The 25,969-nt window shown below is 42.5% G+C and carries 20 protein-coding genes and 1 CRISPR repeat array; of the genes, 15 read left to right on the forward strand and 5 right to left on the reverse strand.

Going from position 1 to position 25,969, the window contains the following annotated elements:
• Nucleotides 1-44: 44 nt before the first annotated feature.
• A complete protein-coding gene (locus MKY34_RS05050; RefSeq protein ID WP_342514128.1) occupies nt 45-1,319 on the reverse strand; it encodes a M48 family metallopeptidase in 1,275 nt (424 codons plus the stop codon).
• 186 nt (nt 1,320-1,505) lie between these two features.
• On the reverse strand, nt 1,506-1,808 hold the full coding sequence (locus MKY34_RS05055) for a hypothetical protein (RefSeq protein ID WP_342514129.1): 303 nt from the start codon (nt 1,806-1,808) through the stop codon (nt 1,506-1,508).
• A 265-nt stretch (nt 1,809-2,073) separates the two neighbouring features.
• Between MKY34_RS05055 and MKY34_RS05060 the strand changes: the two genes are divergently transcribed.
• The 3 genes from MKY34_RS05060 to MKY34_RS05070 all read left to right on the forward strand — a co-directional run bounded on the left by MKY34_RS05060 (nt 2,074) and on the right by MKY34_RS05070 (nt 6,149).
• A complete protein-coding gene (locus MKY34_RS05060) occupies nt 2,074-3,813 on the forward strand; it encodes a sensor histidine kinase (RefSeq protein ID WP_342514130.1) in 1,740 nt (579 codons plus the stop codon).
• Nucleotides 3,813-4,541 carry a LytTR family DNA-binding domain-containing protein gene (locus MKY34_RS05065; RefSeq protein WP_342514131.1) on the forward strand — a complete coding sequence of 243 codons (729 nt, stop codon included), beginning with the start codon at nt 3,813-3,815 and terminating at the stop codon, nt 4,539-4,541. Before MKY34_RS05060 ends, MKY34_RS05065 begins: the two co-directional genes overlap by 1 nt.
• A 174-nt stretch (nt 4,542-4,715) precedes the next feature.
• Complete coding sequence (locus MKY34_RS05070) at nt 4,716-6,149, forward strand: carbon starvation CstA family protein (protein WP_342514132.1); 1,434 nt, start codon at nt 4,716-4,718, stop codon at nt 6,147-6,149.
• A 48-nt stretch (nt 6,150-6,197) separates the two neighbouring features.
• On the opposite strand, the gene MKY34_RS05075 is transcribed toward MKY34_RS05070, so the two are convergent.
• Nucleotides 6,198-8,321, reverse strand: a complete 2,124-nt coding sequence (locus MKY34_RS05075; protein WP_342514133.1) for a methyl-accepting chemotaxis protein — start codon at nt 8,319-8,321, stop codon at nt 6,198-6,200.
• Nucleotides 8,322-8,502: 181 nt separating this feature from the next.
• Between MKY34_RS05075 and MKY34_RS05080 the strand changes: the two genes are divergently transcribed.
• The 9 genes from MKY34_RS05080 (at nt 8,503) to cas2 (ending at nt 18,009) form a co-directional block, all read left to right on the forward strand.
• A complete protein-coding gene (locus MKY34_RS05080) occupies nt 8,503-8,916 on the forward strand; it encodes a GyrI-like domain-containing protein (protein WP_342514134.1) in 414 nt (137 codons plus the stop codon).
• Between the two features lie 83 nt (nt 8,917-8,999).
• Nucleotides 9,000-9,746, forward strand: a complete 747-nt coding sequence (locus MKY34_RS05085) for a MerR family transcriptional regulator (RefSeq protein WP_342514135.1) — start codon at nt 9,000-9,002, stop codon at nt 9,744-9,746.
• 306 nt (nt 9,747-10,052) lie between these two features.
• Nucleotides 10,053-12,482, forward strand: coding sequence for a CRISPR-associated helicase Cas3' (gene cas3, locus MKY34_RS05090; protein WP_342514136.1), 2,430 nt, complete (start codon nt 10,053-10,055; stop codon nt 12,480-12,482).
• A gap of 15 nt (nt 12,483-12,497) precedes the next feature.
• A complete protein-coding gene (cas5c, locus tag MKY34_RS05095) occupies nt 12,498-13,226 on the forward strand; it encodes a type I-C CRISPR-associated protein Cas5c (protein ID WP_342514137.1) in 729 nt (242 codons plus the stop codon).
• Nucleotides 13,223-15,169 (forward strand): type I-C CRISPR-associated protein Cas8c/Csd1, encoded by a 1,947-nt coding sequence (cas8c, locus tag MKY34_RS05100; RefSeq protein ID WP_342514138.1) that lies wholly within the window; start codon nt 13,223-13,225, stop codon nt 15,167-15,169. Before cas5c ends, cas8c begins: the two co-directional genes overlap by 4 nt.
• Nucleotides 15,156-16,034, forward strand: coding sequence for a type I-C CRISPR-associated protein Cas7/Csd2 (gene cas7c / locus MKY34_RS05105; RefSeq protein WP_342514139.1), 879 nt, complete (start codon nt 15,156-15,158; stop codon nt 16,032-16,034). Before cas8c ends, cas7c begins: the two co-directional genes overlap by 14 nt.
• Nucleotides 16,021-16,680, forward strand: a complete 660-nt coding sequence (gene cas4 / locus MKY34_RS05110) for a CRISPR-associated protein Cas4 (RefSeq protein ID WP_342514140.1) — start codon at nt 16,021-16,023, stop codon at nt 16,678-16,680. The genes cas7c and cas4 overlap by 14 nt, the downstream gene beginning before the upstream one ends.
• Nucleotides 16,677-17,708 (forward strand): type I-C CRISPR-associated endonuclease Cas1c, encoded by a 1,032-nt coding sequence (gene cas1c / locus MKY34_RS05115; protein WP_342514141.1) that lies wholly within the window; start codon nt 16,677-16,679, stop codon nt 17,706-17,708. Before cas4 ends, cas1c begins: the two co-directional genes overlap by 4 nt.
• 10 nt (nt 17,709-17,718) lie before the next feature.
• Entirely contained in the window at nt 17,719-18,009 is a 291-nt protein-coding gene (gene cas2, locus MKY34_RS05120) for a CRISPR-associated endonuclease Cas2 (protein WP_342515195.1), read from the forward strand.
• Nucleotides 18,010-18,176: 167 nt separating this feature from the next.
• A CRISPR array of direct repeats spans nt 18,177-21,530; the repeat unit is 32 nt; unit sequence GTCGCACTCTTCGTGAGTGCGTGGATTGAAAT.
• A gap of 49 nt (nt 21,531-21,579) precedes the next feature.
• On the opposite strand, the gene MKY34_RS05125 is transcribed toward cas2, so the two are convergent.
• Together MKY34_RS05125 and MKY34_RS05130 are read right to left on the reverse strand one after the other, a co-directional pair.
• Nucleotides 21,580-21,897, reverse strand: coding sequence for a hypothetical protein (locus MKY34_RS05125; protein WP_342514142.1), 318 nt, complete (start codon nt 21,895-21,897; stop codon nt 21,580-21,582).
• Between the two features lie 281 nt (nt 21,898-22,178).
• Nucleotides 22,179-22,526, reverse strand: coding sequence for a DUF6173 family protein (locus tag MKY34_RS05130; RefSeq protein ID WP_342514143.1), 348 nt, complete (start codon nt 22,524-22,526; stop codon nt 22,179-22,181).
• A gap of 320 nt (nt 22,527-22,846) precedes the next feature.
• On the opposite strand from MKY34_RS05130, the gene MKY34_RS05135 reads away from it, so the two are divergent.
• From MKY34_RS05135 to MKY34_RS05145, 3 genes are all read left to right on the forward strand, one after another.
• Nucleotides 22,847-23,443, forward strand: coding sequence for a hypothetical protein (locus MKY34_RS05135; protein ID WP_342514144.1), 597 nt, complete (start codon nt 22,847-22,849; stop codon nt 23,441-23,443).
• A gap of 104 nt (nt 23,444-23,547) precedes the next feature.
• A complete protein-coding gene (locus tag MKY34_RS05140; protein WP_342514145.1) occupies nt 23,548-25,635 on the forward strand; it encodes a DUF2339 domain-containing protein in 2,088 nt (695 codons plus the stop codon).
• A 134-nt stretch (nt 25,636-25,769) separates the two neighbouring features.
• Complete coding sequence (locus tag MKY34_RS05145) at nt 25,770-25,967, forward strand: helix-turn-helix transcriptional regulator (RefSeq protein WP_342514146.1); 198 nt, start codon at nt 25,770-25,772, stop codon at nt 25,965-25,967.
• Nucleotides 25,968-25,969: the final 2 nt, after the last annotated feature.

Genomic DNA, 25,969 nt, shown 5'->3' on the forward strand with positions numbered 1-25,969 from the left:
ATCCACTATTAACAAAGGATGGGTGCTTCGCATGCATTGATTCACTAGTACTCTTTCAATAAATCCTCGAATTCTTGCACTGTCTCTACTCCTAAATAATCAAGTGCGGTTTCACCATTAGGGTCTTCTAGCGTTGGATCTGCACCTGAATGGTATAACAGCGCAGCTAGGTCATAGGATTCATTTGCAAGTGCTGCTGTAAGCGTATGGGAAAAATAATCGATGTCATTGGGATTCGCCCCTTCATCGAGTAGCAATTGGGCGATATCAAATTCATCATAATACACTGCATACAGAAGTGCTGTCGTCGAATCCTCATCCGTTTCATGGATATCCGCTCCTTCATCGAGCAGCGCTTCGACTTCTGTAATGTCGCTATTCACGACTGAATCCATTAGCGGTGTTAGTGTAGGCTCGAATATTTCTGTATCGTCACTAGGAAGGAATTTAGCTAAAAATCCAGCACTGAAGACGATTGTTATAACGATACCGATATAAAGAGCAAATAAGGCAACCCCAGAAATAATTGCGCCTATCGCAATTTTACCAACATTCGGCTCGAAATGTGGTGTACCCTCAACCTCCATAAACTGCCCCACAGCTTGAATACGTTTTGGCAATATAGGATGTGTCGATAAGGTTTCAGCAAACCAAACAGCTGCATCAGAGTCGGTATGGATTTGTTCCAAATAAGCAACATCATTGACCTCTTTATAAAGCCCTTTACCGATACTCAAAATCGTCAGCGCGCGTTTGGCAGCCGCCCCGTCTTCTATGTAATAAGCAGCTTCTCGGTCACAAGTATACTCACATGCACGGCTATACGCTTCGGCAAGGAAAGGTATAAAGTTCGCCGGTAGCGTGAGGATACTTTTCCAAATATGTCTGCGCTTAATATGGCTCAATTCATGCGCAATGATAAAATCAAGCTCTTTTTCCCCTTGCTCACGTGCCAATTCAAATACTTCCGAATAAATGACGACCATATTACGCCCGAAAAATCGTGTGGCAAAGGCATTGAAAGCCCCTTCCGAATGAATAACGAATACATCGGGCACATTTTTGAGTTCCATTTTTCCAGACAAATAGGTCACTCGTTCATAAATATCAGGAAACTGTTTTTCACTCACCCGCACACCATTCCCGCGGACGCTCCCAAGCATAATGGCATTGGAGAATAAAACAAAGGCTAGGATCACTAAGGCAATCACAATTCCAATAATACTAAACATCGCAAACAGATAAATAAAGGCACTAATAATGACGCTACAGATGAAATAAGGTGTTTCTTTGCTAGATGTTAACGATTTTGCGTTCAATACACAATCTCCCTCTATAAGTGAATTATTTCCATTCGATTATAAATAATAGGGAAATAAGTAAATAGAGTCAATAGGTATAGGTGCTTCCTAGTCAGGGGCGAATTAGTATATAAGAACTATTTGGAAGGGGGAAGAATATATTCTAAACTTTTGGAAGTGACATCCATCAGAAAACCCGTCCATTCATTGAAGAGGACGGGTTTTCTTGCGTTCGATGATAAAAAGGAGAATGCCGGATAGAAGCTGGAATGTGGCACCGAGTACCATGACGAGCAACAGAATGTTGTAGGGCTTTGTGGCGAGTGGCGGCTGGGAGAAGAATCCGAAGTGAAACAGGGCGGCTAGGTTTAACGTGAGAAAACCGAGTAAAAGCAGAAAGTATTTCCGCATTTTTTGGCGCTGCTCGGGTTTGGCGAGAAGCAAATACCCAGCTATACCGATTAGCAATCCGATCACGAGGGATCGCCAGAGTATCATGAAGTCCATAACGCACCACCTTTCTATGCATCTATACCCTTTTTCCTACTATACGCAACTTTTAAAGGGAAAAATCATGTTCTATAAAAAGTTCCGCCGGTGTATGGAAAGTAGCCCCGCTTTCTATTTCGTTAGTGGGATGTATATTGCCTCACTACTGAAAGTAAATATAGGTATCCCAACATAATTACAGTATAATGTAAGTTTGTATAACCGTGAAAATTCAAACAAACGGATCGATCTTTGTACAGGTAGCTGAAAAGGGGGGATTTCGTTGTTAGATTTGCTTGCCATTATGTTGGAAAGAGTTGGTATGATTGTAGCAGTTGCCTTCATTCTAACGCGTTTTCAGTTCTTTAAAAAATTGGTACAGCACGATAAATTGGAGAAAAAGCAGGCGCTTACGGCGATTTTGTTTTTTGGATTATTTGGCATTGTCGGTACGTATTTTGGTGTGGCATTGAGCACAAATACTTTGCATTTTAACAGCGTTGCTGCGGCGTTGACGACGGATGAAGCGATTGCAAATTCAAGGGTCATTGGTGTTGTTGTCGCGGGACTATTAGGCGGGTATCGCTTAGGGCTCGGTGCGGGGCTGATTGCCGGAATTCACCGAATGACATTGGGTGGATTTACGGCGTTTTCTTGTGGGATTTCGACAATTGTCGCGGGGCTTCTTGCGGGCGCTTTTTATCGGAAAGGGAAAACGTTGAAACCGCTAACGGTGTTTGGCATCGGGGCGCTGGCAGAGACGATGCAAATGAGTGTGATTTTAATGATTTCCAAACCGTTTGAACAGGCGATGACGTTAGTTGAGGTCATTGGGATTCCGATGATTTTGGCTAATGGTGTTGGAACGGCGCTCTTCTTATTGATTGTTCATAATGTCATTAGTGAGCAGGAGAAGGTAACAGCCCTGCAAGCGCAAAAGACATTGCGTATCGCCAATCAAACACTGGGACACTTGCGTAAAGGGATGAACGCCGAAACAGCGCAGGCAGTTTGTGATATTCTCTATAAGGAATTGAAGCCAAGTGCTGTTGCGATGACGAATCGCACAGACATACTTGCGCATGTTGGGATTGCTAGTGATCATCATCAAGTCAACAGCCCAATTCGAACGCACGAAACGAAGGCGGTTATTCATTACGGAGAGTTGGTCGTGGTCAATGACGGCACCATCCATTGTGATTTTCCAGGTTGTCGGTTGGGAGCGGCGGTCATTGCACCCCTTATCCGACGTGGGGAAACGGTTGGGACGTTAAAGCTGTACTATCCATCGGAAAAAGTGATTACGGATGTCAGCATCGAATTGATATCAGGGCTGAGCCTACTATTGAATACGCAACTTGAAATCGCAGAAACAGATCATGCGTATCAGCTCGCAAAGGAAGCGGAAATTAAAGCACTGCAAGCGCAAATTAACCCCCACTTCCTCTTTAATTCGATGAACATTATTGTGTCTTTAATTCGCACGAATCCTAATCAAGCTCGCAAGTTATTGACATCTCTTTCGTACTTTTTACGGCAAAATGTCACAGGGACAACGGCATCGAAAATCTCCTTGGAACAAGAACTATCGCATGTCAAAGCCTATATGGAAATTATTGAAGCGCGGTTTGTTGATCGACTGACCATTGTGTATGATGTGGACGATCATTTGTTAGCAGAACAAATTCCGCCATTCACCTTGCAGCCGATTGTGGAAAATGCGATTCATCATGGGATTAAAGATATGGAGAAAGATAGTGTGATTACATTGCGCGTACATAATTGTGAGTCAGAAATTGAAATTACAGTAGAAGACAATGGAGAAGGCATCGTACCCGAGCGTCTGGCTTTACTAGGCACAATGCAGGTAGCGTCTGAAATAGGAACAGGAGTAGGACTATTCAACATCAATCGTCGGTTACGGATGACATTTGGTGACCAAGCGGCATTAGCCATCCGCAGCGAACGGAACAAAGGAACAGCTATTTCATTTCGAATTCCCAAATTGGAGGTAGGGGTTTAATGCAGACAATTCGTATTCTAGTTGTAGATGACGAGCGATATGCGCGGGAAGAGTTAATGTATTTATTGAGCAAATTTCCTGCGGTTCAAGTAGTTGGTGAAGCGGAAAGTGGAGAGGCGGCTATTTTGAAAGCCTTGCAGCTACTTCCGGATGTTGTTTTTCTGGATGTAGAAATGCCTAAAATGAATGGCATTGAAGTGGCAAAATCATTAGTGGAGTTAAAGAAAGTACCACTTATCATCTTTGCAACGGCTTATCCTCAATTTGCTGCGGAAGCGTTTCGTATCAATGCCATTGATTACTTATTGAAACCATACGATGAAGAACAGCTACAGCAAACCATTGCACGAATTGAAAAAACGTTGTTGCCGGTTCCAACAGCCGATTCCTCAGAAACACTTGGGAAATTGGCAGTGGAGGCCGATGGAGAAATTAATTATATTCATCCTAAAGAAATCTTATATATATGTCGCGATGAAAAAGTGACCAAAATTATTACTCAAACGCATGGCTACGAAGTACGGACCACTTTAAAAGAACTCGAAAGTCGATTGGTTCCCTTTTCATTTTTCCGAATTCATAAAGGCTATCTTGTCAATTTGACGTATGTTAGCCGATTGACCCCGTGGTTTAATGGTGCTTATCAGCTTGAACTAGAAGGTTTGGAAGAAAAACTGTCCGTCAGTCGAAATTATGTAAAAGAATTGCGCCAACGCTTAGAATTGTAAAATTGTGCATGTTGACACGCCCTATTTGCACGTTGTTCACCCAAACGTGCATGTTATGCTCGAAAACTTCTTTTTTAGAAAATTTGCCATAGACTAATTATACGGGATGCATTGTTGTGATTCATTTGGAACAATGCGAGGTAGATAGACAAAAAGGGGAACAGGGGTGTTCACATGATTACATTTTTTGTAGCAATTGCACTATTAGTTATCGGTTATTTTACGTATGGGAAATTCATTGAAAAGATTTTTGACCCTGCCGATGCTCGAAAAACACCTGCGTACGCCAACGCAGATGGTATCGACTATGTACCGATGAATAAACATAAAAACGCATTGATTCAGCTATTGAATATAGCGGGTACAGGTCCAATTTTTGGCCCGATTATGGGGGCGTTATTCGGTCCAGTCGCTTTTTTGTGGATTGTCTTTGGGGCGATTTTTGCCGGAGCTGTGCATGACTATTTAACAGGTATGATTTCTATACGTAATAAAGGGGCGCATATTCCAGAATTAGCGGGGAAATTCTTAGGTACTGTTTCGAAACATGTTGTAAACGTTTTCGCTTTATTACTTCTATTATTAGTCGGAACGGTGTTTGTCACGACGCCGGCATCGCTATTAGCGATATTGATGAATGGCAAAGTGGCGTTGTGGATCTTAATTACGGTCATTTTTGTCTATTATTTCTTATCAACGATTCTGCCGATTGATAAAATTATTGGTCGATTGTATCCGTATTTCGGAGCAGTGCTCTTAATTGGGACGGTTGGAGTTGGGGGCGCTTTACTGTTCTCAGATTATACGATTCCAGAATTGACGTTAACGAATATGCATCCAGATAATGTGCCGATTTTCCCGATTTTATTCTTCACGATTACATGTGGTGCGTTATCTGGCTTCCATGCGACGCAGTCACCAATTATCTCTCGAACGGTAGAGAAAGAATCGCAAGGTCGTTATGTATTTTACGGCATGATGATTACAGAAGCAGTCATTGCGATGATTTGGGCGGCGGCTGCTATGAGTATGTTGGATGGGCAAACGTTAAGTGAGTTTATCGCAACGGGCACGCCTTCTTCGGTTGTCAATGAAGTATCGATGACATTGCTTGGGGCTATTGGTGGAACGATTGCTGTGTTAGGTGCTATTGTCCTGCCGATTACATCAGGAGATACGGCATTCCGTGCGGCGCGTTCAATCATTGCGGATTATTTGAAGATTGACCAGCACAAAGTTGCGAAACGTTTAATGATTGCCATCCCTTTATTTGCAGTATCGGCGTTGTTAACGCAAATTGACTTTAATATTTTATGGCGCTACTTCTCTTGGGCCAACCAAGCGACTGCGGCCATTGCTTTGTGGATTGCGACGATGTATTTGTTTATCAAAGGTAAGAATTATATTGTATCGCTAGTACCGGCACTATTTATCACATATATGGTGTTTGTATATATCTTGAATGCGAAGATTGGTTTTAGCTTAGACTTGAAGCTGTCCTTCTATATCGGCATCGTCTTAACGGCTATTTTGACAGCAATGTTCTTTATGAAGGCGAAGCATAATAAGGCGAATAACATTGAGACGGATATTGTAGTGGAAGAATAGAGATGAAAAGGTGAGACACGTGTACAAATCGTGTCTCACCTTTTTTATTTACACTTTGAATTGATTTAATGCAGTCGTGAGTTCTTCGGCTAACGATTTCAATGTTGCCGAGCTCGTTGCAATTTCTTCCATAGAGGCGAGTTGCTGTTCAGAAGCAGCTGCGACTTGATGGGTTTGTTCGAATGCTGTTTCCGCATTGTTGGCCATGTCTTCAGCGGTTGCTGCAATTTCCTCCGAGCCTGCCGACATTTCTTCGGCTACAGCAGATAATTCCACAGCCTCTTTGACGATTAGCTCGACAGATGTAAGGATTTGTTTGAAGGCAGATTGTACTTCTTGCATACGTTTAATACCTTCATTGACGCCGTCGTCATTTTTCTCCATCGAGTGGACGGCTGTTGCTGTGTCGGTCTGAATGGTGCCAATTAGCTGTTGGATATCAGCGGCGGAACCGTTTGTTTCGTCTGCTAATTTCCGTACTTCATCTGCAACGACGGCAAATCCTTTTCCAGCTTCGCCAGCTCGTGCGGCTTCAATTGCGGCATTCAATGCCAATAGATTCGTTTGCTCGGAAATGGCCGTGATAACTGAAACAATATCTTGAATTTTATTGGCTTCTGTTTCTAATTTCTCAATGACTGATTTCGTTTCGTTTGTTCCTTTATGAATCGTATCCATTTGTTGAACTGCGTTTTGAACAACGATTTGTCCTTGGTTGGCTTGCTCAATCATCTGGTTCGTTGTATCCGATACAATTGTTGCGGTATGCGCAACGGCTTGCACGCCTTGTGCCATATCGTTCATTGCTTTTGCACTTTCTTCTGCGCTGCGCATTTGGACTTCGGCTGATTGTGCAACCGTTTCAATGGACGAAGTAACTTCATTGGCAGCTTGGGTAGATTCATGTGTTTGAATATCTACAGTACTAGCTGACTGCTCAACAAGTTGCGCACTATCTTGCACTTTACTGATTAAATTGCGCATGCTGTCACTAATCGATGCAAAAATCCCGGCAAGGTCGCCTAATTCATCTTTACGATTTAAATAGCGCTTTGAAATGGTTTGTGTAAAGTCACCTTGTTGCATAACTTGTCCATAGCCCACAGTGGCACGAAGCACTTGTGTGATATTTCTTGTCACAAAATAGATGATGATGGCAAGGAGGGTGACGATGACGATACTACTAATCAGAATTTTAGTTGTGATAGCTGTCGCTTCTTTCTTTACCTCATCAAGGGGGGCGACTAAAAGAGCACTCCAAGGTGTTTGAATACCTTCGACGTGGACAGGGGAAAATAAGCGATAGACATCTTTCTTGGAGATTTCAGAAAATCCTTCAATTCTTGTTTGTTGTCCTTGTTGGATAGCAGCCCTTGTCTCGTCAGCGTTAGGCATCCCTTGCATCGCTATACTGTCAAAATAATTTTCGCCAATCAAGTCACTCTCCTGGTGAGAAATAATTGTTCCATCATTTGACAGTAAACCTGCAAAGCCCGTATCGTAAAACGCAAATTGGCTGACCAGTTCATTCAATGTGCCTAATTCCATGTCGACCGCGACGAGTCCAACAGCCTTGCCGTTTACAAGAACAGGAACGACGATGGAGGTGATGAAGACGTCTTGGTTATTGATTTCATACATAAAGGGTTCCCAAAGGGCATTCTCACTTGAATCGAGTACAGCTTGTAAATCTGCCCATAGCGCACTCGGTTCTGCATAATCCGTGACGGGCTCCACAACGAACTCGCCGTTCGCTTCTTTTGCCCAAATCGGGATGAAACGTCCTGTCTCATCGTGACCAGGTGTGTTGGCGTATTCTGCATCTTGTCCGTCAAATGCATTGGGTTCCCAAAACATCCAAGAGGCGAGAACGTTCGGGTTATTTGTGAGGAGTTGTTGCACCATGATGTTGGCATCATCACGTGATAGAGTGGAGTCATTTTCCAGTAGTGCTCCAAATGATTGCGATAAAGCTTGGAGTGCAGCAACACTTTGTTCTAATTCAAGTCCTAGTTCTTCGGCGAGCAATTCGCCATGTGTTCCAAAGCTTGCTTCAGCTTCTTTGGTGGTCATCTTGTGGACTGTAAGTGAGGTGTATGTACCTAGACCAATGAAGAAGAGAATGGTTGGTACTAAAATGAAGGCTAACATCTTGGTTTGAAGTTTTCTCATAGTTCTTTTCTCCTTTGCATATCTATTCGCCCTACTATTACTTATCGGTGATTTATGGCGGTATGTTAGGGTTTTATGGATTAATATTAATATAGTAACTACTCTCCGGATTGGTTATATAGTCCCGTTATTTGGTGTAGAAGGGCAATCGTTTTATAATGAAGAAAAAGGAGCGATGAGTATGGAAACACGTATTGTAGAAGTAGAGACATTCAAGGTGAAGGGCTATGCGATGAAGGGGCCAGTAGCTGAAATTCCGGGTCTCTGGGATGGATTGAATACAGAAATTGCGAACAGGGGAATTGTTGCAGAAGAATCCTTTGGGCTTTGTTTAGCGATGGAAGGGCAAGAGATATACTATCTTGCGGGCGTTGAGGCAGATCTTGCTGAAGCATTTCCAGAAGAAGCGATTGTGCCAGCTGGCAAGTTCATCGTTGCGTTAGCAGAGGGTGGAGTTTCTGCGATTCCAACAACGTTTAATGCGCTAATGGCGATGGATAGTGTGAAGATGCGCCATAGTTTTAGTTTTGAGCGCTATATTCATCCGGCAGGTTCGAATGGGTATGATATTGAGGTTTGGTTGCCGATTGAGTGAAATGAAGTATAGAATTCTTTCTCCATGTTGACTCTCACGTTACGTCATACTCTATAGTTATTTGTGAAGGGAGGCCATGAGCGATGAAAGTAAAAGAAGTAGCACAGTTAACAGGTGTCAGTGTGCGCACACTCCATCATTATGATGACATTGGATTGCTAACGCCGAATGATTTGACGGAGGCGGGATACCGGATTTATTCTGATGATAATTTGGCAACGTTGCAGCAGATTTTGTTCTTTCGTGAACTGGGCTTCTCTTTGAAGAAGATTAAAGAGTTGCTAGAGAGCCCATCATTTGATCGGCAAGAAGCTTTTGCAATGCAGCGCGACATGCTGATGGAGAAGCGCAAGCAGCTCGATAGGATGATTGAAACGATTGAGAAAACAATCCAACATGGAAAAGGGGAATTAGTGATGACGAACGAAGAGAAATTTAAAGGATTTGATTTTAGTTCGAATCCATATGAGCAAGAAGCGAGAGCGCGTTGGGGCGACAAGGCGGTAGAGGAGTCAAACAAGAAGGCAGCTCAATTTGGCCCTGTGTTAGGCGAGGAAATGAATCGTATTTACTTCAAATTGGCGGACATTCGGCATTTGGATCCAGCTTCCGAGGAAGCGCAAGCGGGGATTGGTGAGTGGTTTGTGTTTTTGAATAAGATGGGTGATTATTCGTTGGAGGCGTTTGCTGGGCTTGGGCAGATGTATGTGGCGGATGAGCGGTTTAAGAAGAATATTGATCAGTTTGGGGAGGGATTGGCGGAGTTTATGTGTGGGGCTATGGGGGTGTATAGTAGGAGTGGAAAGTGTTATCCAATCGATAAAAAATAGTTTAGGTTAATAAACATAAGGAAGCACCGAAAGAATCCTTTAATACGATTATTTTAAAGCATACTAGTAACATAGAACCTTTGCGGAATTCCGCGAAGGTTCTATGTTTATTGTGTATAGACTAATTACTATGTTGATTAAAAATAACAAAAGTAGATTAGGCCAAGTGTGAAGAGTATTCATCCCCAAACTAAGTATCGATGGGGCAAGCAGGGGTTACTTTCTCTTAATTCTGACTACTACGTGTATTTGGTTAGGTCTTTTGGTACTATGGTAGTATAGCTAATTTAAAAAGGGGGCGTGTCCATGATAGCCCATATGAGAAAGTCTGATTTTAAAATACAAACAGTTCAAGGACATCTAATATCGGTGTCATCCCTTGCAAAAGAATACGGAAAAAAAGCAGGCTTTGCGGCAATGGCCGAGCTTTCCGGTTTCTTACATGATATGGGGAAAAATACGAAGGCTTTCAGTACTTATATTAAGAATGCTGTTAAAGAAATGGGAGAACCTTTAGAAAGAATTGACCATTCAACTGCTGGGGCGAAGTATTTATACGAAGCTTATTATGTAGATGAGCCAAAAACGCAAGAGGAAGCCATTTCTAATATGGTCGTTGAAATTGTTGGAATGGTTATTTTATCACATCACTCGGGTTTACAAAATTTTATCCAAACGGATGGAAGTCAATCCGATTTTTTTAGAAGAGTGTGTAAGGAAGACCTTCCTTATTATGAAGAAGTACAGGAAGAGTTCTTGGGGATATTAAGTAATAAGGAAAAGGTAGAAGAACTTTTCAAAGCTGCAAACGAAGAAATAAAAGCGCTTTTTCCGAAGCTGCAACAACTTCTACAGAAACATCCAGATGGTGAAAATTCCAATTTCATATTTTTTAGCTTAGTAATGAAATATATTTTTAGTTGCTTGATTGACGCAGATCGAACAGATTCTCGTAGATTTGATGAGGATGATACGACGGAGTTACATCAATCGAACCAAGCATTCTTTAAAGAAAGTTATAACCATTTAATGGATCAAGTGAAAAAGTGGGCAGCAAGTCCAGACGCAACGAAACCAATTAATAAGCTACGTGCTGAGATGTCAGAACGTTGCGATCTTTTGGCGGAAGAACCTTCTTCTATTTATCAATTGTCAATTCCGACAGGTGGTGGGAAAACACTTGCAAGTTTGCGATATGCACTAAAGCATGCAGAGTTAGCAGGGAAAGATCGAATTATTTATGTAGTTCCGTATACAACGATATTGGAGCAAAATGCGGATGCGGTTCGGAAGACGATTAAAAATAAAGAGCAAGTATTAGAGCATCACTCAAATGTGATTGACGATGTGGAAAGTGAAGAGGATCCTGACTTTTACAGCAAGCCACATCAAAAAAGAATGCAGCTTGCCAGAGACAATTGGGATCATCCGATTATTTTCACGACAATGGTCCAATTTTTGGATACATTCTATGCGAAAGGAACGCGTAAGTCACGTAGACTACATAATCTTACCAATGCGATTGTAATCTTTGATGAAGTACAATCCGTTCCTGTCAAACATATCCCTTTATTCAATAATGCCGTGAACTTTTTACATCACTTTGGAAAGAGCAGTATTATTCTTTGTACAGCTACTCAACCTTCGCTTACAAAAACGTCTTATCCACTAATGATGGACAAGGGTACTGAGATGGTGAAGGACTTATCTGATGTGGTGAAAGCATTTGAACGCGTCACATTCGAAAGTAAAGTAGAAAAAGAGGGCTGGGATGCTGAGGAAATTAGTGATTTTGCAGTTGAAGAGCTAGAAGATAAACAGTCGATTCTTATTATCTTAAATACAAAAAAAGCAGTATTAAATGTATACCAACAATTGAAGGAAACACCAGATTGTTTGGTCTACCATTTAAGTACATCGATGTGCCCACAACATCGAAAAGATATTTTAAAAGAAGTGATAGAAAAGCTTGAAGAAAAGAAAGAAAAAGTGATTTGTATCAGTACCCAATTGATAGAAGCTGGCGTAGATATTAGCTTTGAATGTGTTATCCGTTCACTTGCAGGATTAGATTCCATTGCACAAGCAGCGGGTCGGTGTAATCGACATGCCGAAAGTGAAAAAGGTATCGTCTATATCATACGTGCCAAAGATGAAGCACTATCAAAACTACCAGAGATTGCACTTGGCCAAGAAGTGACTGAAGAGGACGTTTTAAGTCGTAGTGAACTAGCCACAGATTTGCTAAGTCCGGCGGCAATTCAAACGTATTTTGATTTTTATTTAAGCAAGGCAGGACGAAGGATTAAAATGACAGATTCAAAACTAAATGTGGAACTGATCGAGCTGTTGAATCATAGTCAAAAGTATATTGCAGCAATTCCAAGCAATCATCAACCAACATTAATGACTTCGATGTACAAAACGTTGGAATCTCATTTTGAAGTGATTGAGGCGCCAACTACAGCAATCTTGGTTCCATATGGAGAAGGTGAAGAGTTAATTAGTAATCTAAATGAGGACATTCATGATTATGAAAAGCTCAATGAATATTTGAAAAAGGCACAGCAATTTAGTGTGAATGTATATCGCCATACATTGCAAAATTTAGCGGCGGAAGGATTAATCGTATCCCTCTTTAATGATTCAATCTATGCTTTGAAGGATGGGGGTTACCATGAAGAGTATGGTTTAGAAGCAGAAGGCGAAGGGAAGTTGAGTAGTTCAATTTTTTGAAGGAGTTGAGAGGCTATGAGAAATCAGATTGAATTTATTGTACATGGTAAATATGGTCTATTTACAGATCCGATTACTAAAATTGGTGGGGAAAAGTTTACCTATCAAATCCCAACCTACCAGGCGTTAAAAGGAATTGTTGAATCTATTTACTGGAAACCAACTCTTATTTGGTATATCGATGAAGTTAGAGTAATGAATGCTATTCAAACGGAAGTAAAGGGCTTACGTCCAACAAAGCATCATAGTTCAGCAAATGAACTTGCCTATTACACGTACTTACGAAATCCAGTATATCAAGTGCGTGCTCATTTCGAGTTTAATGAACATCGTGAAGATCTTGCTTATGATCGAAACGAACATAAGCATCATAATATTGCGAAGCGTTCAGTGGACCGCGGAGGACGCCGAGATATTTATCTTGGAAGTCGAGAATGCCAAGGTTATGTAGAAGCTTGCAAGTTTGATAGTGGAGACGGCTTTTATGATGATTATGGAGAAATTAGTTTTGGTCCAATGTTTCATGGATTTAACTACCCGGATGAGACTGGGAAAAATGAATTAGAAGCAAGAATTTGGACACCTGTTATGAAGAATGGAATTATCCAATTTGACCGACCAGAAGAGTGTACGCTCGTTCGTCCAATTAAGGAAAAAGAAGCAAAAGTCTTTGTTTCGGGTGAGAACTTCAAATTTGTGGAAGAGGAGTATATCGAGATATTTCCAGAGGAGGTGAAGGAATGAGTTGGATGAAGCGATTATATGAAGTCTATGAAAGTAATAGTGGAGAAGTTGGCGACTTTAAATCGCGTGGAGAAGGTCAAAGTTTTACTTTATTGCCAGTCTCCCACGTTACACAAAGTGCCCAAATTGAAGTGACACTGGATCGTGAAGGGAATTTCTTTAAAGCGAAGGTTTTGCCAAAAGACGAGGCACGCACAATCGTATCAGCAACATTAGATTCCGCGAACCGTGCTGGATCAAAAGTAGCTGCTCATTTTCTCCATGATAAATTATTCTATGTTGCAGGAGATTATTTGAAGTATGGAGGAGAAGAGAAACGTTCTGATAATTATCCCCAATACATTCAACAAATGAAGGAATGGGCTACGAATGAATCTACTCATCGGAAGGTAGAACTTATATATAATTACGTGAAAAAAGGTACGGTAATTGAGGATCTTGTTGCCGAAAAAGTACTATTTGTAGATGAGCATGACAAACTGATTGAAAAATGGACAAGACAAGATGATGAAAAGTATGGGATTGAAAAACCGGATATTTACAAAGTGGTGACAGGAGATAGTAGTGAGGCACTTGTTCGCTTTACAATTTTAAGTGCGGAACCAACCGATCCTGTTGTCTGGGAAGACAAGGAATTATTTAAGATATTTCAACAATACCTCGCAGATAAAATGGAGGAAGAGGTTGACGTTGGACTTTGTTATGCGACTGGGGAAATTCTTCCTTTAACAGATCGTCACGGCTCACGTTTGAGAAATGCGGGAGATATGTCAAAGCTAGTTTCATCAAATGATAAACAGGGATTTACATATCGTGGTCGTTTTGACGACCCTAATCAGGCTGTGCAAATTGGTTATGATGTTTCTCAAAAAGCGCATAATGCACTACGATGGCTCATTCAGCGCCAAGGTTATCGTTCAGATACAAGAAATTTCATCACATTTGGTGTTGAAAAAACGATAGATATACAACCATTTCACGGGACATTTGATTTGCATGGCTTTATGGCTGGAACAGGGATGGTAAAAGAAGCAAAAGATCATACCGGTCTTGTTATTGCAGAACAGGTCCAACTAGCACTTAAAGGAATGAAACATAATTTTAAAATCGACGGGATCAAGCATATTATCGTGATGGCTGTTGATGCTGCAACAACCGGAAGATTGGCTATCGTTTATTATCAAGAATTGGATAGTAGTCTGTTTTTAGATCGGCTATCACATTGGCATGATACGTGTAAATGGCATCAAAGTTACTATGACCATGTTGATAAGAAGGTAGTAAGTTATGAAGGTACACCTTCGACTTATCATATTGTTGAAGCAGTTTATGGAGAACGTGCGGATGACAAAGTGAAAAAGGAACTCTATACTCGTTTACTTCCTTGTATTGTTGATCGTGCTGTAATCCCGAAAGATATTGTCATGACAATTTTTAATCGAGTTAAAAATCCAATGAGTTTTAATGGTGATTTAGCGAGTCCGGCAGGTGAATGGCAACGTACACTTGGCATCGCTTGTGCACTCATTCGAAAGCAATATGAAAAGGAGGAAATCAACATGGCGTTAGATCTTGAAAATAAATCACGAGACTATCTGTTTGGTCGTTTACTTGGCGTTGCGGAAGTGCTAGAACGTAATGAGTTAAATCGACGTGGAGAAAAACGTGCAACCAATGCAATGCGCTATTTAAATGCATTTTCACAACATCCCGCTCGTGTTTGGCAGACAATTCGTAGGCAACTCCATCCTTATCAGGTTCGTCAGGGGGAGATGGTCTGGTTTTATAATAAATTAATACGAGAAATTGAAGATAATATTAAGCTTGAGGATATGAACAACGATGCTTTAGGTCCAAAGTTCTTGCTTGGCTATAGTAGTCAAATAGAAAGTCTATATACAAAAAAAGACGAGAAAAAGGAGAATGAAAATGTCGCCAATTAAAAATAAAATTGACTTTGCAGTTGTGTTTACTGTCGATAAAGCAAATCCAAATGGAGATCCGTTGAATGGTAACCGTCCAAGGCAAGATTATGATGGACACGGGGAAGTATCTGATGTTGCGATTAAACGTAAATTACGGAATCGTTTACAAGATGAGGGAGAGTCAATCCTCGTACAATCAGACGAACGAAGAAATGATGAATATCGCAGCATCTTTGCACGAGTAGAGGGAAATGAAGAAGTTGCGCCTTATTTTGCAAAGAAAAACAAAGAACCGAATAAAGAAGAGTTAGTCGAAACCTTTGCGAGCAAAGCATGGTATGACGTGCGAGCATTTGGACAAGTATTTGCATTTAAAGGGACTGATGTTTCGGTAGGTGTTCGTGGACCTGTATCCATCCATGCGGCAACGAGTATTTCACCAGTTGAGGTTACAAGTATGCAAATTACGAAAAGTGTGAACTCCACAACGAATGAAAAAGACCCTAGTAAGAAAACTTCTGACACGATGGGGATGAAACACCGTGTTGATTTTGGGGTTTATGTCTTTTACGGCAGTATTAATCCGCAATTAGCAGAGAGAACTGGCTTTTCAGATGAAGACGCAGAAAAGTTGAAGCAAGCGCTGATTTCACTTTTCGCAAACGATTCATCTTCAGCAAGACCAGATGGCAGTATGGAAGTAAATAAAGTGTATTGGTGGGAGCATAATTCAAAGCTTGGCCAGTATTCTTCGGCGAAAGTCCATCGTTCAGTTAACATTAAACTGAACGATGACAATGCACTTCCGAAATCGATTGAAGATTATGCAATTACAGTAGAAGAGCTTGCAGGTTTATCTGTGGCGGAATATGACGGACTATGATGCGTCAGAGTTTCTGTTGCTATCGGGCATCCAACACTTCCAATTTTGTGAAAGACAGTGGGCGCTAATCCATATCGAACAAGAGTGGGAAGAAAACGTGCTAACGATAGAGGGAAGCCATCTGCATGAAAAAGCAGATGATCCCTTTATTAGAGAGAAACGAAAGGATGTCTTGTATGTTCGGGGGTTACCGATTCATTCTTCAAAAATGGGCTTAACAGGCATTTGTGATGTCGTGGAATTCCATCAGGATGAGAATGGTGTTCCGTTGCAAGGGGAGAAAGGGAGATACTTGCCTATTCCGGTGGAGTATAAACGAGGAAAACCGAAAAAGGATCAATCGGATATTTTACAACTTGTCGCGCAGGCAATTTGTTTGGAAGATATGTTATATTGTCCGGTTCCGAGTGGTGCCCTCTATTACCATGAAATCCGTCGAAGAGTCGAAATTGAAATCACTGAAGAACTAAAGGCACAAGTAAGAGAAACTGCGAAGCGTATGCATGATTATTATCGACGGCGCCATACGCCACGCGTGAAAACAGGAAAACATTGCAAAAGCTGTTCATTACGTCATATTTGCTTACCAGAGTTGCTAACGAAGGAATCCGTGGCAAGTTATATGAAAAGGATGATGGCCGAATGAAGAAATTATTAACTACACTTTATATCACAATGCCAGATGCATATCTTGCGCTAAAGGGAGAAAATGTTTCTATCATTAAAGATGATGAATCGATTGGGCGGGTGCCATTGCATAATTTAGAGGGCATCTGTACTTTCGGCCGCCAAGGAGCCAGTCCAGCTTTAATGGCTGCCTGCATAGAACGGGATATAGCCATTACATTTTTAACAACTAACGGTAGATTGCGTGGAAGAGTGATAGGTCCTTCAAATGGAAATGTTGTGTTAAGGAAAACTCAATATAGAATTTCAGACGATGAGAAGAAGAGTGCGGAAATTGCGAGGCATTTTCTCGTAGGCAAGCTTTATAATTCAAAATGGACGTTAGAAAGAATGACAAGAGATCATGGATTAAGAATAGATGTTGAGAAATTTAAAAAGACATCTACTTATTTAACGGAGTCAATGAATCAGCTAATGTCAATTGATGATTTAGAAATCTTGAGGGGCGTTGAAGGGAATGCAGCAAGTGCTTACTTCTCTTTAATGGATGATATGATTTTACAGCAAAAAGAAGATTTCTTTTTTAAAGGGAGAAATCGAAGACCTCCTTTGGACAATGTAAATGCATTGTTATCCCTTATTTATACTTTGTTGGCTACCGATGTGGGAGCTGCTTTAGAAGCGGTTGGATTAGATGCATATGTTGGATTTTTGCATAGGGACCGTCCGGGGCGAATGTCATTAGCTCTCGATATGATGGAAGAGTTAAGAAGTGTTTGCGCGGATCGATTTGTTTTATCGCTGATTAATAAGAAACAAGTACAAGCCTCTGACTTTGTGAAAAAAGAAAGCGGTGCAGTACTCATGACCGACGAAGCGCGAAAAAAGATATTCGAACTGTGGCACAATAAAAAAGATGAAAAGATTACACATCCATTTTTGAAAGAAAAAATTTCATGGGGGCTTGTTCCACACGCGCAAGCGATGCTGTTAGCTCGTTTTCTCAGGGGAGATCTTGATGCATACCCAGCCTTTTTTTGGAAGTAGGTGAATTCCAATTTTAGTACTCATTACGTATGATGTAAGTACAATATCAGATGGTGGTAAGAAAAGACTAAGAAGAGTTGCTAAAAAGTGTGAGGATTTTGGCGTTCGAGTACAAAATTCCGTATTTGAATGTATTCTTGATGCAGCTCAATTAAAAAAACTAGAGATAGAGTTAGAACAGTTAATCGATCCGTCCGTTGATAGTCTTCGGTTTTATAGGTTGGGGAATAATCACCAATCAAAAGTGAAGCATATAGGTGCAAAACAGAGTTTAGATGTTGAGGGACCTTTGATTTTTTAGTGCGAACCCCAAGTGCACATGAAATCCCTGGGAGACTCGCACCTGAAAGTGTTGGAAAGTAATCAGTATTTTTAGGGTATTGGTATAATTGAGGGGCGAAAAAGTATGGAATGGCTGATTTATACTGTAAAGTTGTACAAATTTCATTTTTATAGTACTTTTTCGCAGTCGCACTCTTCGTGAGTGCGTGGATTGAAATGCCACTACAGTTAGGGGCAGTCAAAGTCAAAAACGTCGCACTCTTCGTGAGTGCGTGGATTGAAATACTGGGAGCGCAAGCAGACGTTGAGTGATAAGAGGTCGCACTCTTCGTGAGTGCGTGGATTGAAATTTTTATCCAGGGGCCATTGGGATCCGGTAAGACAGTCGCACTCTTCGTGAGTGCGTGGATTGAAATCCAATGCCACATTGGGAAACTGCCTACCGGCGAGGGTCGCACTCTTCGTGAGTGCGTGGATTGAAATTACACGGAGCTGCTGCGCAAAAAAGCAGTGGAGGTCGCACTCTTCGTGAGTGCGTGGATTGAAATCCGTTGCCTGGTACAGAGAGAGAGGGAAATGAGGTCGCACTCTTCGTGAGTGCGTGGATTGAAATCCAATGCCACATTGGGAAACTGCCTACCGGCGAGGGTCGCACTCTTCGTGAGTGCGTGGATTGAAATATTAATGTTTGTTGGGCAAGGTGTAGTCGAAAGTTGTCGCACTCTTCGTGAGTGCGTGGATTGAAATGTCATGATAGGAAGCGCATTTGCTGTAACGGCTGCGTCGCACTCTTCGTGAGTGCGTGGATTGAAATCATAGCGCCACAGATCAAGAAAGATATGGCTGAGTGTCGCACTCTTCGTGAGTGCGTGGATTGAAATACTTTGTGTACTGTCATGCGTTAAGTGGTCTTAGTCGCACTCTTCGTGAGTGCGTGGATTGAAATAAGCGATCCGAAACAGTAGATCGACATGATGGCATGTCGCACTCTTCGTGAGTGCGTGGATTGAAATCAGGTGGGGGAGATAATAAGCCACCAATACCAGGTCGCACTCTTCGTGAGTGCGTGGATTGAAATACAAATGAGAACAACTATAGTAACAGATGGTACTTGTCGCACTCTTCGTGAGTGCGTGGATTGAAATTTAGATCCGGTCATCTTTTCCTCGAATATCTCGGTCGCACTCTTCGTGAGTGCGTGGATTGAAATCTATGGACTATTAGACCATTAAAACACTAATAGAGTCGCACTCTTCGTGAGTGCGTGGATTGAAATCCCCAGGGACTGAAGGTAGAGCAGCGCCTTGATCTGGTCGCACTCTTCGTGAGTGCGTGGATTGAAATCATAGCGCCACAGATCAAGAAAGATATGGCTGAGGTCGCACTCTTCGTGAGTGCGTGGATTGAAATTTGGTTATCGAGTGGAGGTAGCGCATCCGGTTCTTTGTCGCACTCTTCGTGAGTGCGTGGATTGAAATATCAAAAATCCCCCTTCATCATTATCAAAAACGGCGTCGCACTCTTCGTGAGTGCGTGGATTGAAATTTGATAGAAGGGCTACAGTAAATCTGTACAGATTGGTCGCACTCTTCGTGAGTGCGTGGATTGAAATAGCCCCTACGGTTACCACGCAGTCCTGCAGCGGTGTCGCACTCTTCGTGAGTGCGTGGATTGAAATTGTTTTTTTTAGTGATTATATCACCTGGTATCGGTCGCACTCTTCGTGAGTGCGTGGATTGAAATTGGGATACCTTCGGATTCATCCTCAAGACTGTGGCGTCGCACTCTTCGTGAGTGCGTGGATTGAAATAAATATCCTGTGGACGTGAAGGGCATGTATTTGGTCGCACTCTTCGTGAGTGCGTGGATTGAAATCAGGCAAACCAAAGGATCCCGACAACATAGCACCGTCGCACTCTTCGTGAGTGCGTGGATTGAAATATCGCGTTCATCGTGGTTGCTGTAGTGGCGTAAAGAGTCGCACTCTTCGTGAGTGCGTGGATTGAAATTTTTACCGAGCCCCTACTCAATCGATCGTAGAGAGTCGCACTCTTCGTGAGTGCGTGGATTGAAATGGCGACTTTATACCAATCCTCGTAGTGATCCATTGGTCGCACTCTTCGTGAGTGCGTGGATTGAAATCAGGTAATATTCGAAGCGGCCAAGATCATGTGGTGTCGCACTCTTCGTGAGTGCGTGGATTGAAATGGAGATCTACCTACAGCATGGCAGCTAGTAGTTTCGTCGCACTCTTCGTGAGTGCGTGGATTGAAATCGGACGTTCTTTCGCATGATTGACATATGTAAGGCCGTCGCACTCTTCGTGAGTGCGTGGATTGAAATCAGGCAAACCAAAGGATCCCGACAACATAGCACCGTCGCACTCTTCGTGAGTGCGTGGATTGAAATAGGTCAATAATGCGGATCTATTACGCCACTAAAGGTCGCACTCTTCGTGAGTGCGTGGATTGAAATAGGTCAATAATGCGGATCTATTACGCCACTAAAGGTCGCACTCTTCGTGAGTGCGTGGATTGAAATTCTAACCGAAAATGGAGCAGATACGGATCCACTGTCGCACTCTTCGTGAGTGCGTGGATTGAAATAGGCGCTCCGGGAACCAATGGTACCGACGGCACCAGTCGCACTCTTCGTGAGTGCGTGGATTGAAATATCCGTAGTAATGCCGTTGGGCGATCCGAAGGGCGTCGCACTCTTCGTGAGTGCGTGGATTGAAATTGACGCACGTAAGGCGCGATTCAAGGCGCGTACACGTCGCACTCTTCGTGAGTGCGTGGATTGAAATATGCCATTCAACTCTTGTTTGATCTTGGTAATCAGTCGCACTCTTCGTGAGTGCGTGGATTGAAATGCTTTCATAACCTCGAAAAGTTGCTCTCCTTCGGGTCGCACTCTTCGTGAGTGCGTGGATTGAAATTATTATTTGTGGCAGGCGTAATTTATTGCCACTCGTGTCGCACTCTTCGTGAGTGCGTGGATTGAAATACGGTCGGCGACCTTGCTAGCACTGAATTGCGTCGGTCGCACTCTTCGTGAGTGCGTGGATTGAAATGATTTAAGCGGTAGTGAACTCATAGTCGCGGAGCACGTCGCACTCTTCGTGAGTGCGTGGATTGAAATCGAAATTAGTGGAAGTGATACGCCCCATAATTCGCGGTCGCACTCTTCGTGAGTGCGTGGATTGAAATAAAGTATAGTATAGATGTTAAGGAATCTGTTCAGAGTCGCACTCTTCGTGAGTGCGTGGATTGAAATATCCCGTCCCATCTCTGGATCACGCTTCATTTCGTCGCACTCTTCGTGAGTGCGTGGATTGAAATCGTATTGGTTATTTGTTCGTTCTTAGTATAAAAAGTCGCACTCTTCGTGAGTGCGTGGATTGAAATTAAAAGCATAAACGCTTCGAGTTGGTCCTTAGTCGTCGCACTCTTCGTGAGTGCGTGGATTGAAATCACTCCACTACCTATGGCTATATTCCCGAATCCATGTCGCACTCTTCTTGAGTGCGTGGATAGAAATAACAATCACACCGTCGAGACCCTTCTCGACAATATATTTCTTAATTCTTTTATTCTCTTAGGTTATTGCTAGGGGCATTGTACCTTCTGTAGAGGGGGCAATTTGCATTTCCTCTTGGGCAGATTTTGCTGTTGTTGATGGTGCAGGTTGCATGGTCTGAAATGACAGCTTTGGACAGTGAACGTGATACGATATTGTCTTGTCTATTTTCATAGGTTTTGTAAACCCACTTATGCCCATCCCGTACATGCGTTGAGATGGGCAAGTTGGCATGTAGTTGTTGGAGTAAAATGGCCGCGTTTAATCCAACTATCACCAAGAGCGATGGTAGTATTAGGATTGTTGCCTCTTTGATTAATGCATTCATCAAAAATCCTCCTCTGAAAAATCCCCCTTGTCGAATGCGCTTTTCGACGGGGGTATGGCATCTTTTGCTTAGATGAATGATGCCCCTCTACCCTTTATATAGACTGGATAGTCGGAAAAGGATACAAAGAGATGAAAAAAAGTGCAGGCAAACGCCGCTGCACTTTTTTCGTTCACCAGGAAATAATAAAATCTCGTACTGTGGACAAGTTAGCATATAGGGATTACTCGTCTAGGCTCCAGCGCCTGTCGCCTCTCCCAAGGCGCTTGCGCTTTTGTTTTTCACTCTCGCATAAACCCAATATGCTTTTTCTCCTCCTGTGGATTCTCCCGTTTTAGTGATATTAGTAGAAAGTTCAGTTGTGTGACATGTTGTAGCAGTTCGACGGGTGCATTATTACTTGTCAGAAATCCGCTGAAAAGGATGAGTTTCGTTCCTACATAGCCGATGCCTGTGATGTTGACGGTGATGGTTTGGCCGAATGATGTGAGCATGAGGCCGACTTCTTCGTCAGGATTTAAGTTACGATTGTAGGCATTGACGACGGCGGCGACTTGGTTGGCGATTTGGGCGGCATTGTGATCGGACGTCGGAGCAATTGGTGGGATTTTGGGTTGTTTGTTGTTCATGTTTCCACTCCTTTCCATTTATTCGTTAGACAGTTTGATTGTTATTCATTGTTTACCCGAGTCAGGATGGAATGAAGCATTATTTGCGTCTTGTCGGAAAATTGTTCAAAAAGTATGAAACTATTACCCTTTGTAAGACGTATAATAGGTATTAGGTTAAAATCGTTTATCTTCATCAAACACCTACGTCTTTGGTCGTAGGAAGTTTCCATCTATAGGCGGTTTGCTAATGTTGATGAGTAGGGGATACTAGAGTTAAAGGTTTAACAGGGGGGGCCGAGCCGCTTCCCGTTGAGCGGGATGATGAGGAGGCGAGAGCAATGAGCAAAAAAATCTATATCGTCTTAACGGATACAGGAACATTGCTTTCGAAAGCAATTGGGCTGTATACGAAAAGAGATTTGAATCATGCATCGATAGCTTTTGATGAAGGATTACGGGAGATGTATAGTTTCGGCAGGAAGCAACGGCATAATCCTTTTATCGGTGGTTTTGTGAAGGAAGAGGCGACTGAAGGGATATTCGAGGATGCGAATTGTGCGATTTTTAGCTGTGAGGTAACGAATGAGGAATATGTGCGTATGCGTAATAAGATTCGACAGTTTGAGCGCGATCAAGAACTTTATAGATATAATTTTATAGGCTTATTTGGTGTTGCGTTGAATAAAGACATTCAACGTGATCGAGCGTTCTTTTGCTCGCAATTTGTGGCGACGATTGTTAATGAGGCAGGTTTGGCGATGTTTTCGGTGAATCCTAATTTGGTGCAGCCGCATGATTTTGCTAAAGTCGCTTGTTTGCTTCAGGAGTATGATGGTGATTTGCAAGCGTATTTACATAAAAAAAGAGGGCAGCAGGAGCGAAGATTGGTACGCGTGAGTATGTGGAAAAGCTTGGCGTTTCGTTTGTTGGCCTAAGTGTGTGTAAGGAGTCATTTACCTATGATGTGGGGGTGAAGGCTCTTTTTTTGTATCTACTATCGTATTCTGAAAAGAGGGAATAAGGGGATGGAGTGATTAAGATGAGTGAAGAGCTGAAGGATCTGATTAAACGGGTGGCGGATTTAGAAGGGGAAGTGGGCTCGTTAAAGCAACAGTTGAGGGAAATGCGTTCTCCGCAATTGGTTGCTAAAGAGCAGCTGAAGCCTGTTCGTTCGGCTGTTTCAACAGAAAGTGCGCGTCAGGTTGCTGCGCCAAAGGTGAAACCTGCAGCACCGCCAACTGTTTCTGTCGAGCGACAGCCTAGGAAGGAATTCAATCTGGAACAGGCGTTGAGTGCTTGGCTTCCGCGTGTGTTTATGTTCATCCTTTTGCTAGGTGTTTTATGGGGGCTGAAGGTTGGGATGGATAAAGGGTTTATTACGAATCCTGTGCGTGTCGGCATGGGCTATGCGGGGACGGCATTGCTGTACTTTTTAGGGATGCGGTATTACGGTAGCGGGAAAAAAGGGTTTGGCTTGACGTTACTAGGTGGCTTTATTGGCCTGGGGATTTTGACGACTTTTGCGGCGCATCATCTATATGGTTATTTGAATTTTACATGGGCCTTTTTAGTAGGGGTTGCGTATATCATTGCGGGGCTGTTGTTGTCGAGAAAGACGAAGTCGGAGACATTGACGTTGTTTTCGGCTATTGCAGGGTTCTTATTGCCTTTTTTATTGGAAGGCGAGGGTGCAACTGCTATCCAGTTTTGTTCGTATATCCTGTTGCTATTTTTGTCGTTATTTTATGTGTCGCTTAGTCAGCATCACAAATATAGTTTTTATGTAACGTATGTCTTGTTTCATTTGACATTGTTGACGTATGGAATTTTGGATGGGGCAAGTGGAGATGAAACGATTTTGGTGGGGACGGTATTGGTTCAACATCTTGCGCTACTCGTCTTTTATTTGAAAGGAAGTATTTCAAGGAGTGTTTTTTCGGAAGTACTTCTGTATACGAATTTTGTTTTTACGATTGGCTGGATTAAGCTACTCGATTATGGGCAAGAGGTAACGGTTTATGGTTTATTGGCTTTGCTGTACATTGCATTGGCGGTCTATGCGTTTAGGAAGAAGGATGGCCTATTACACGGGGTTTTGCTGGCCGTATCGGTATTTGCGGTTTGTGTGTTTATTTTGGCGTTTAACCTTGAGGATAGCCGTGTTCGTTTGATGTTGTTGCTTGTGAATGGGGCTGTTGGGGCATGGGTTGGTTTGCGTTATGACACGCTTCGGACAATTTTCACGAGTGCGATCATTTACCTGTTTGCGTCCATTTTTGTGTTGAGTACGCTGCAATTCAGTGTGTTTTGGTCGTTGGAGCATGCGGTTTGGTTGGTGTTTTTGGCGACAATGGGAGGTGTTTTTTATACGTTGTATCGCTATCCACCGGCTTTGTTGAAAGGGAAGACTGTAGGGATCGATCAAAGCTTGGTTGCGGGGCAAGTAGTTGTGCTGCTTTATGTGAATCTGGTGACAAGGATTGGGCTAGCCCATTCGCAAGTGTCGTATGGAACGAGTCTTCACGTGCAAAGCATGGTGCTCCTTGTGGCGTTGGTTGCGATGTATTTCTGCTATAGATGGCGTCGGGGGCTTTATTTGACGTCTGGGGCGGTTGCGCTGTTTTTACTAGCGAGTTTCCTCATGTTGTTTACGAGTGTAGGGGCGTATGGAGTGCGGGGGGATTTTCTCATTCCTTTCTTCGTTCAATTGGCGTATGCGGTTACTTTGACGGTGATGGTTTGGGCGATTATGCAGGAGCGTTTTTTCGTTTCGCAACAAGTACTTAAGTTACGCATGCCGATGGTAGCTGTTGGGATGCAGGTTGTGTATTTCATATTGCTAAACAAATGGTACTTCGCGTTTACGGCGGCGTATACATGGGATTTAGAATATGTGTTGTTTGTGCATACGTTTCTGCTGTTTGCATTTGCTTTTGGGTCTGTTAGCTTTGGCGGAAAGATGGGCTGGAAGTATGTCAAAATCGTTGGTGCTGTACTGATTGGCGTTTGTGTGTTGAAGCTGTTCATCGTCGACCTTGCGAGCATTTCGATTTTAGTACGGGCAATTTTGTTTATCATCGTGGGGATTGTGGGATTGTTGTATTCACGGACGTTGTTGAAGGAATAGAGATATGTGTGGCGGGGATTGTTCATCTCGCCGCATTTTTTTGTGATATAGGTCTGATATAAATTACTTAATGTCGTATATAATTGACCTTTATGAATATTTTTTGGTATACTACTTCCAATTGGAGGGTCACCATGGCGAAAAATTTGCGGATGAAGGCTGCGCGGGCGGCGAAGGGAATGTCACAAAAGGAAGTTGCGGAAACCATTGGCATTACGAGGCAGACGATGAATGCTATTGAAAATGGTGAATACAATCCTTCGTTGAAACTGTGCATTGCGATATGTAAAGTGCTGGATAAAACATTAGATGAGTTATTTTGGGAGGGATGAAC

The sequence above is a fragment of the Sporosarcina sp. FSL K6-1522 genome, assembly GCF_038622445.1.
Taxonomy (GTDB): domain Bacteria; phylum Bacillota; class Bacilli; order Bacillales_A; family Planococcaceae; genus Sporosarcina.

Coding starts and splice junctions, on each gene's coding strand:
- MKY34_RS05065 (WP_342514131.1), top strand. CDS start 3,813: ATGCAGACAATTCGTATTCTAGTTGTAGATGACGAGCGATATGCGCGG.
- MKY34_RS05130 (WP_342514143.1), bottom strand. CDS start 22,526: ATGAACAACAAACAACCCAAAATCCCACCAATTGCTCCGACGTCCGAT.
- cas3 (WP_342514136.1), top strand. CDS start 10,053: ATGATAGCCCATATGAGAAAGTCTGATTTTAAAATACAAACAGTTCAA.
- MKY34_RS05140 (WP_342514145.1), top strand. CDS start 23,548: ATGAGTGAAGAGCTGAAGGATCTGATTAAACGGGTGGCGGATTTAGAA.
- MKY34_RS05080 (WP_342514134.1), top strand. CDS start 8,503: ATGGAAACACGTATTGTAGAAGTAGAGACATTCAAGGTGAAGGGCTAT.
- cas8c (WP_342514138.1), top strand. CDS start 13,223: ATGAGTTGGATGAAGCGATTATATGAAGTCTATGAAAGTAATAGTGGA.
- cas1c (WP_342514141.1), top strand. CDS start 16,677: ATGAAGAAATTATTAACTACACTTTATATCACAATGCCAGATGCATAT.
- cas4 (WP_342514140.1), top strand. CDS start 16,021: ATGACGGACTATGATGCGTCAGAGTTTCTGTTGCTATCGGGCATCCAA.
- MKY34_RS05085 (WP_342514135.1), top strand. CDS start 9,000: ATGAAAGTAAAAGAAGTAGCACAGTTAACAGGTGTCAGTGTGCGCACA.
- cas7c (WP_342514139.1), top strand. CDS start 15,156: ATGTCGCCAATTAAAAATAAAATTGACTTTGCAGTTGTGTTTACTGTC.
- MKY34_RS05070 (WP_342514132.1), top strand. CDS start 4,716: ATGATTACATTTTTTGTAGCAATTGCACTATTAGTTATCGGTTATTTT.
- MKY34_RS05145 (WP_342514146.1), top strand. CDS start 25,770: ATGGCGAAAAATTTGCGGATGAAGGCTGCGCGGGCGGCGAAGGGAATG.
- MKY34_RS05075 (WP_342514133.1), bottom strand. CDS start 8,321: ATGAGAAAACTTCAAACCAAGATGTTAGCCTTCATTTTAGTACCAACC.
- MKY34_RS05125 (WP_342514142.1), bottom strand. CDS start 21,897: ATGAATGCATTAATCAAAGAGGCAACAATCCTAATACTACCATCGCTC.
- cas5c (WP_342514137.1), top strand. CDS start 12,498: ATGAGAAATCAGATTGAATTTATTGTACATGGTAAATATGGTCTATTT.
- MKY34_RS05135 (WP_342514144.1), top strand. CDS start 22,847: ATGAGCAAAAAAATCTATATCGTCTTAACGGATACAGGAACATTGCTT.
- MKY34_RS05055 (WP_342514129.1), bottom strand. CDS start 1,808: ATGGACTTCATGATACTCTGGCGATCCCTCGTGATCGGATTGCTAATC.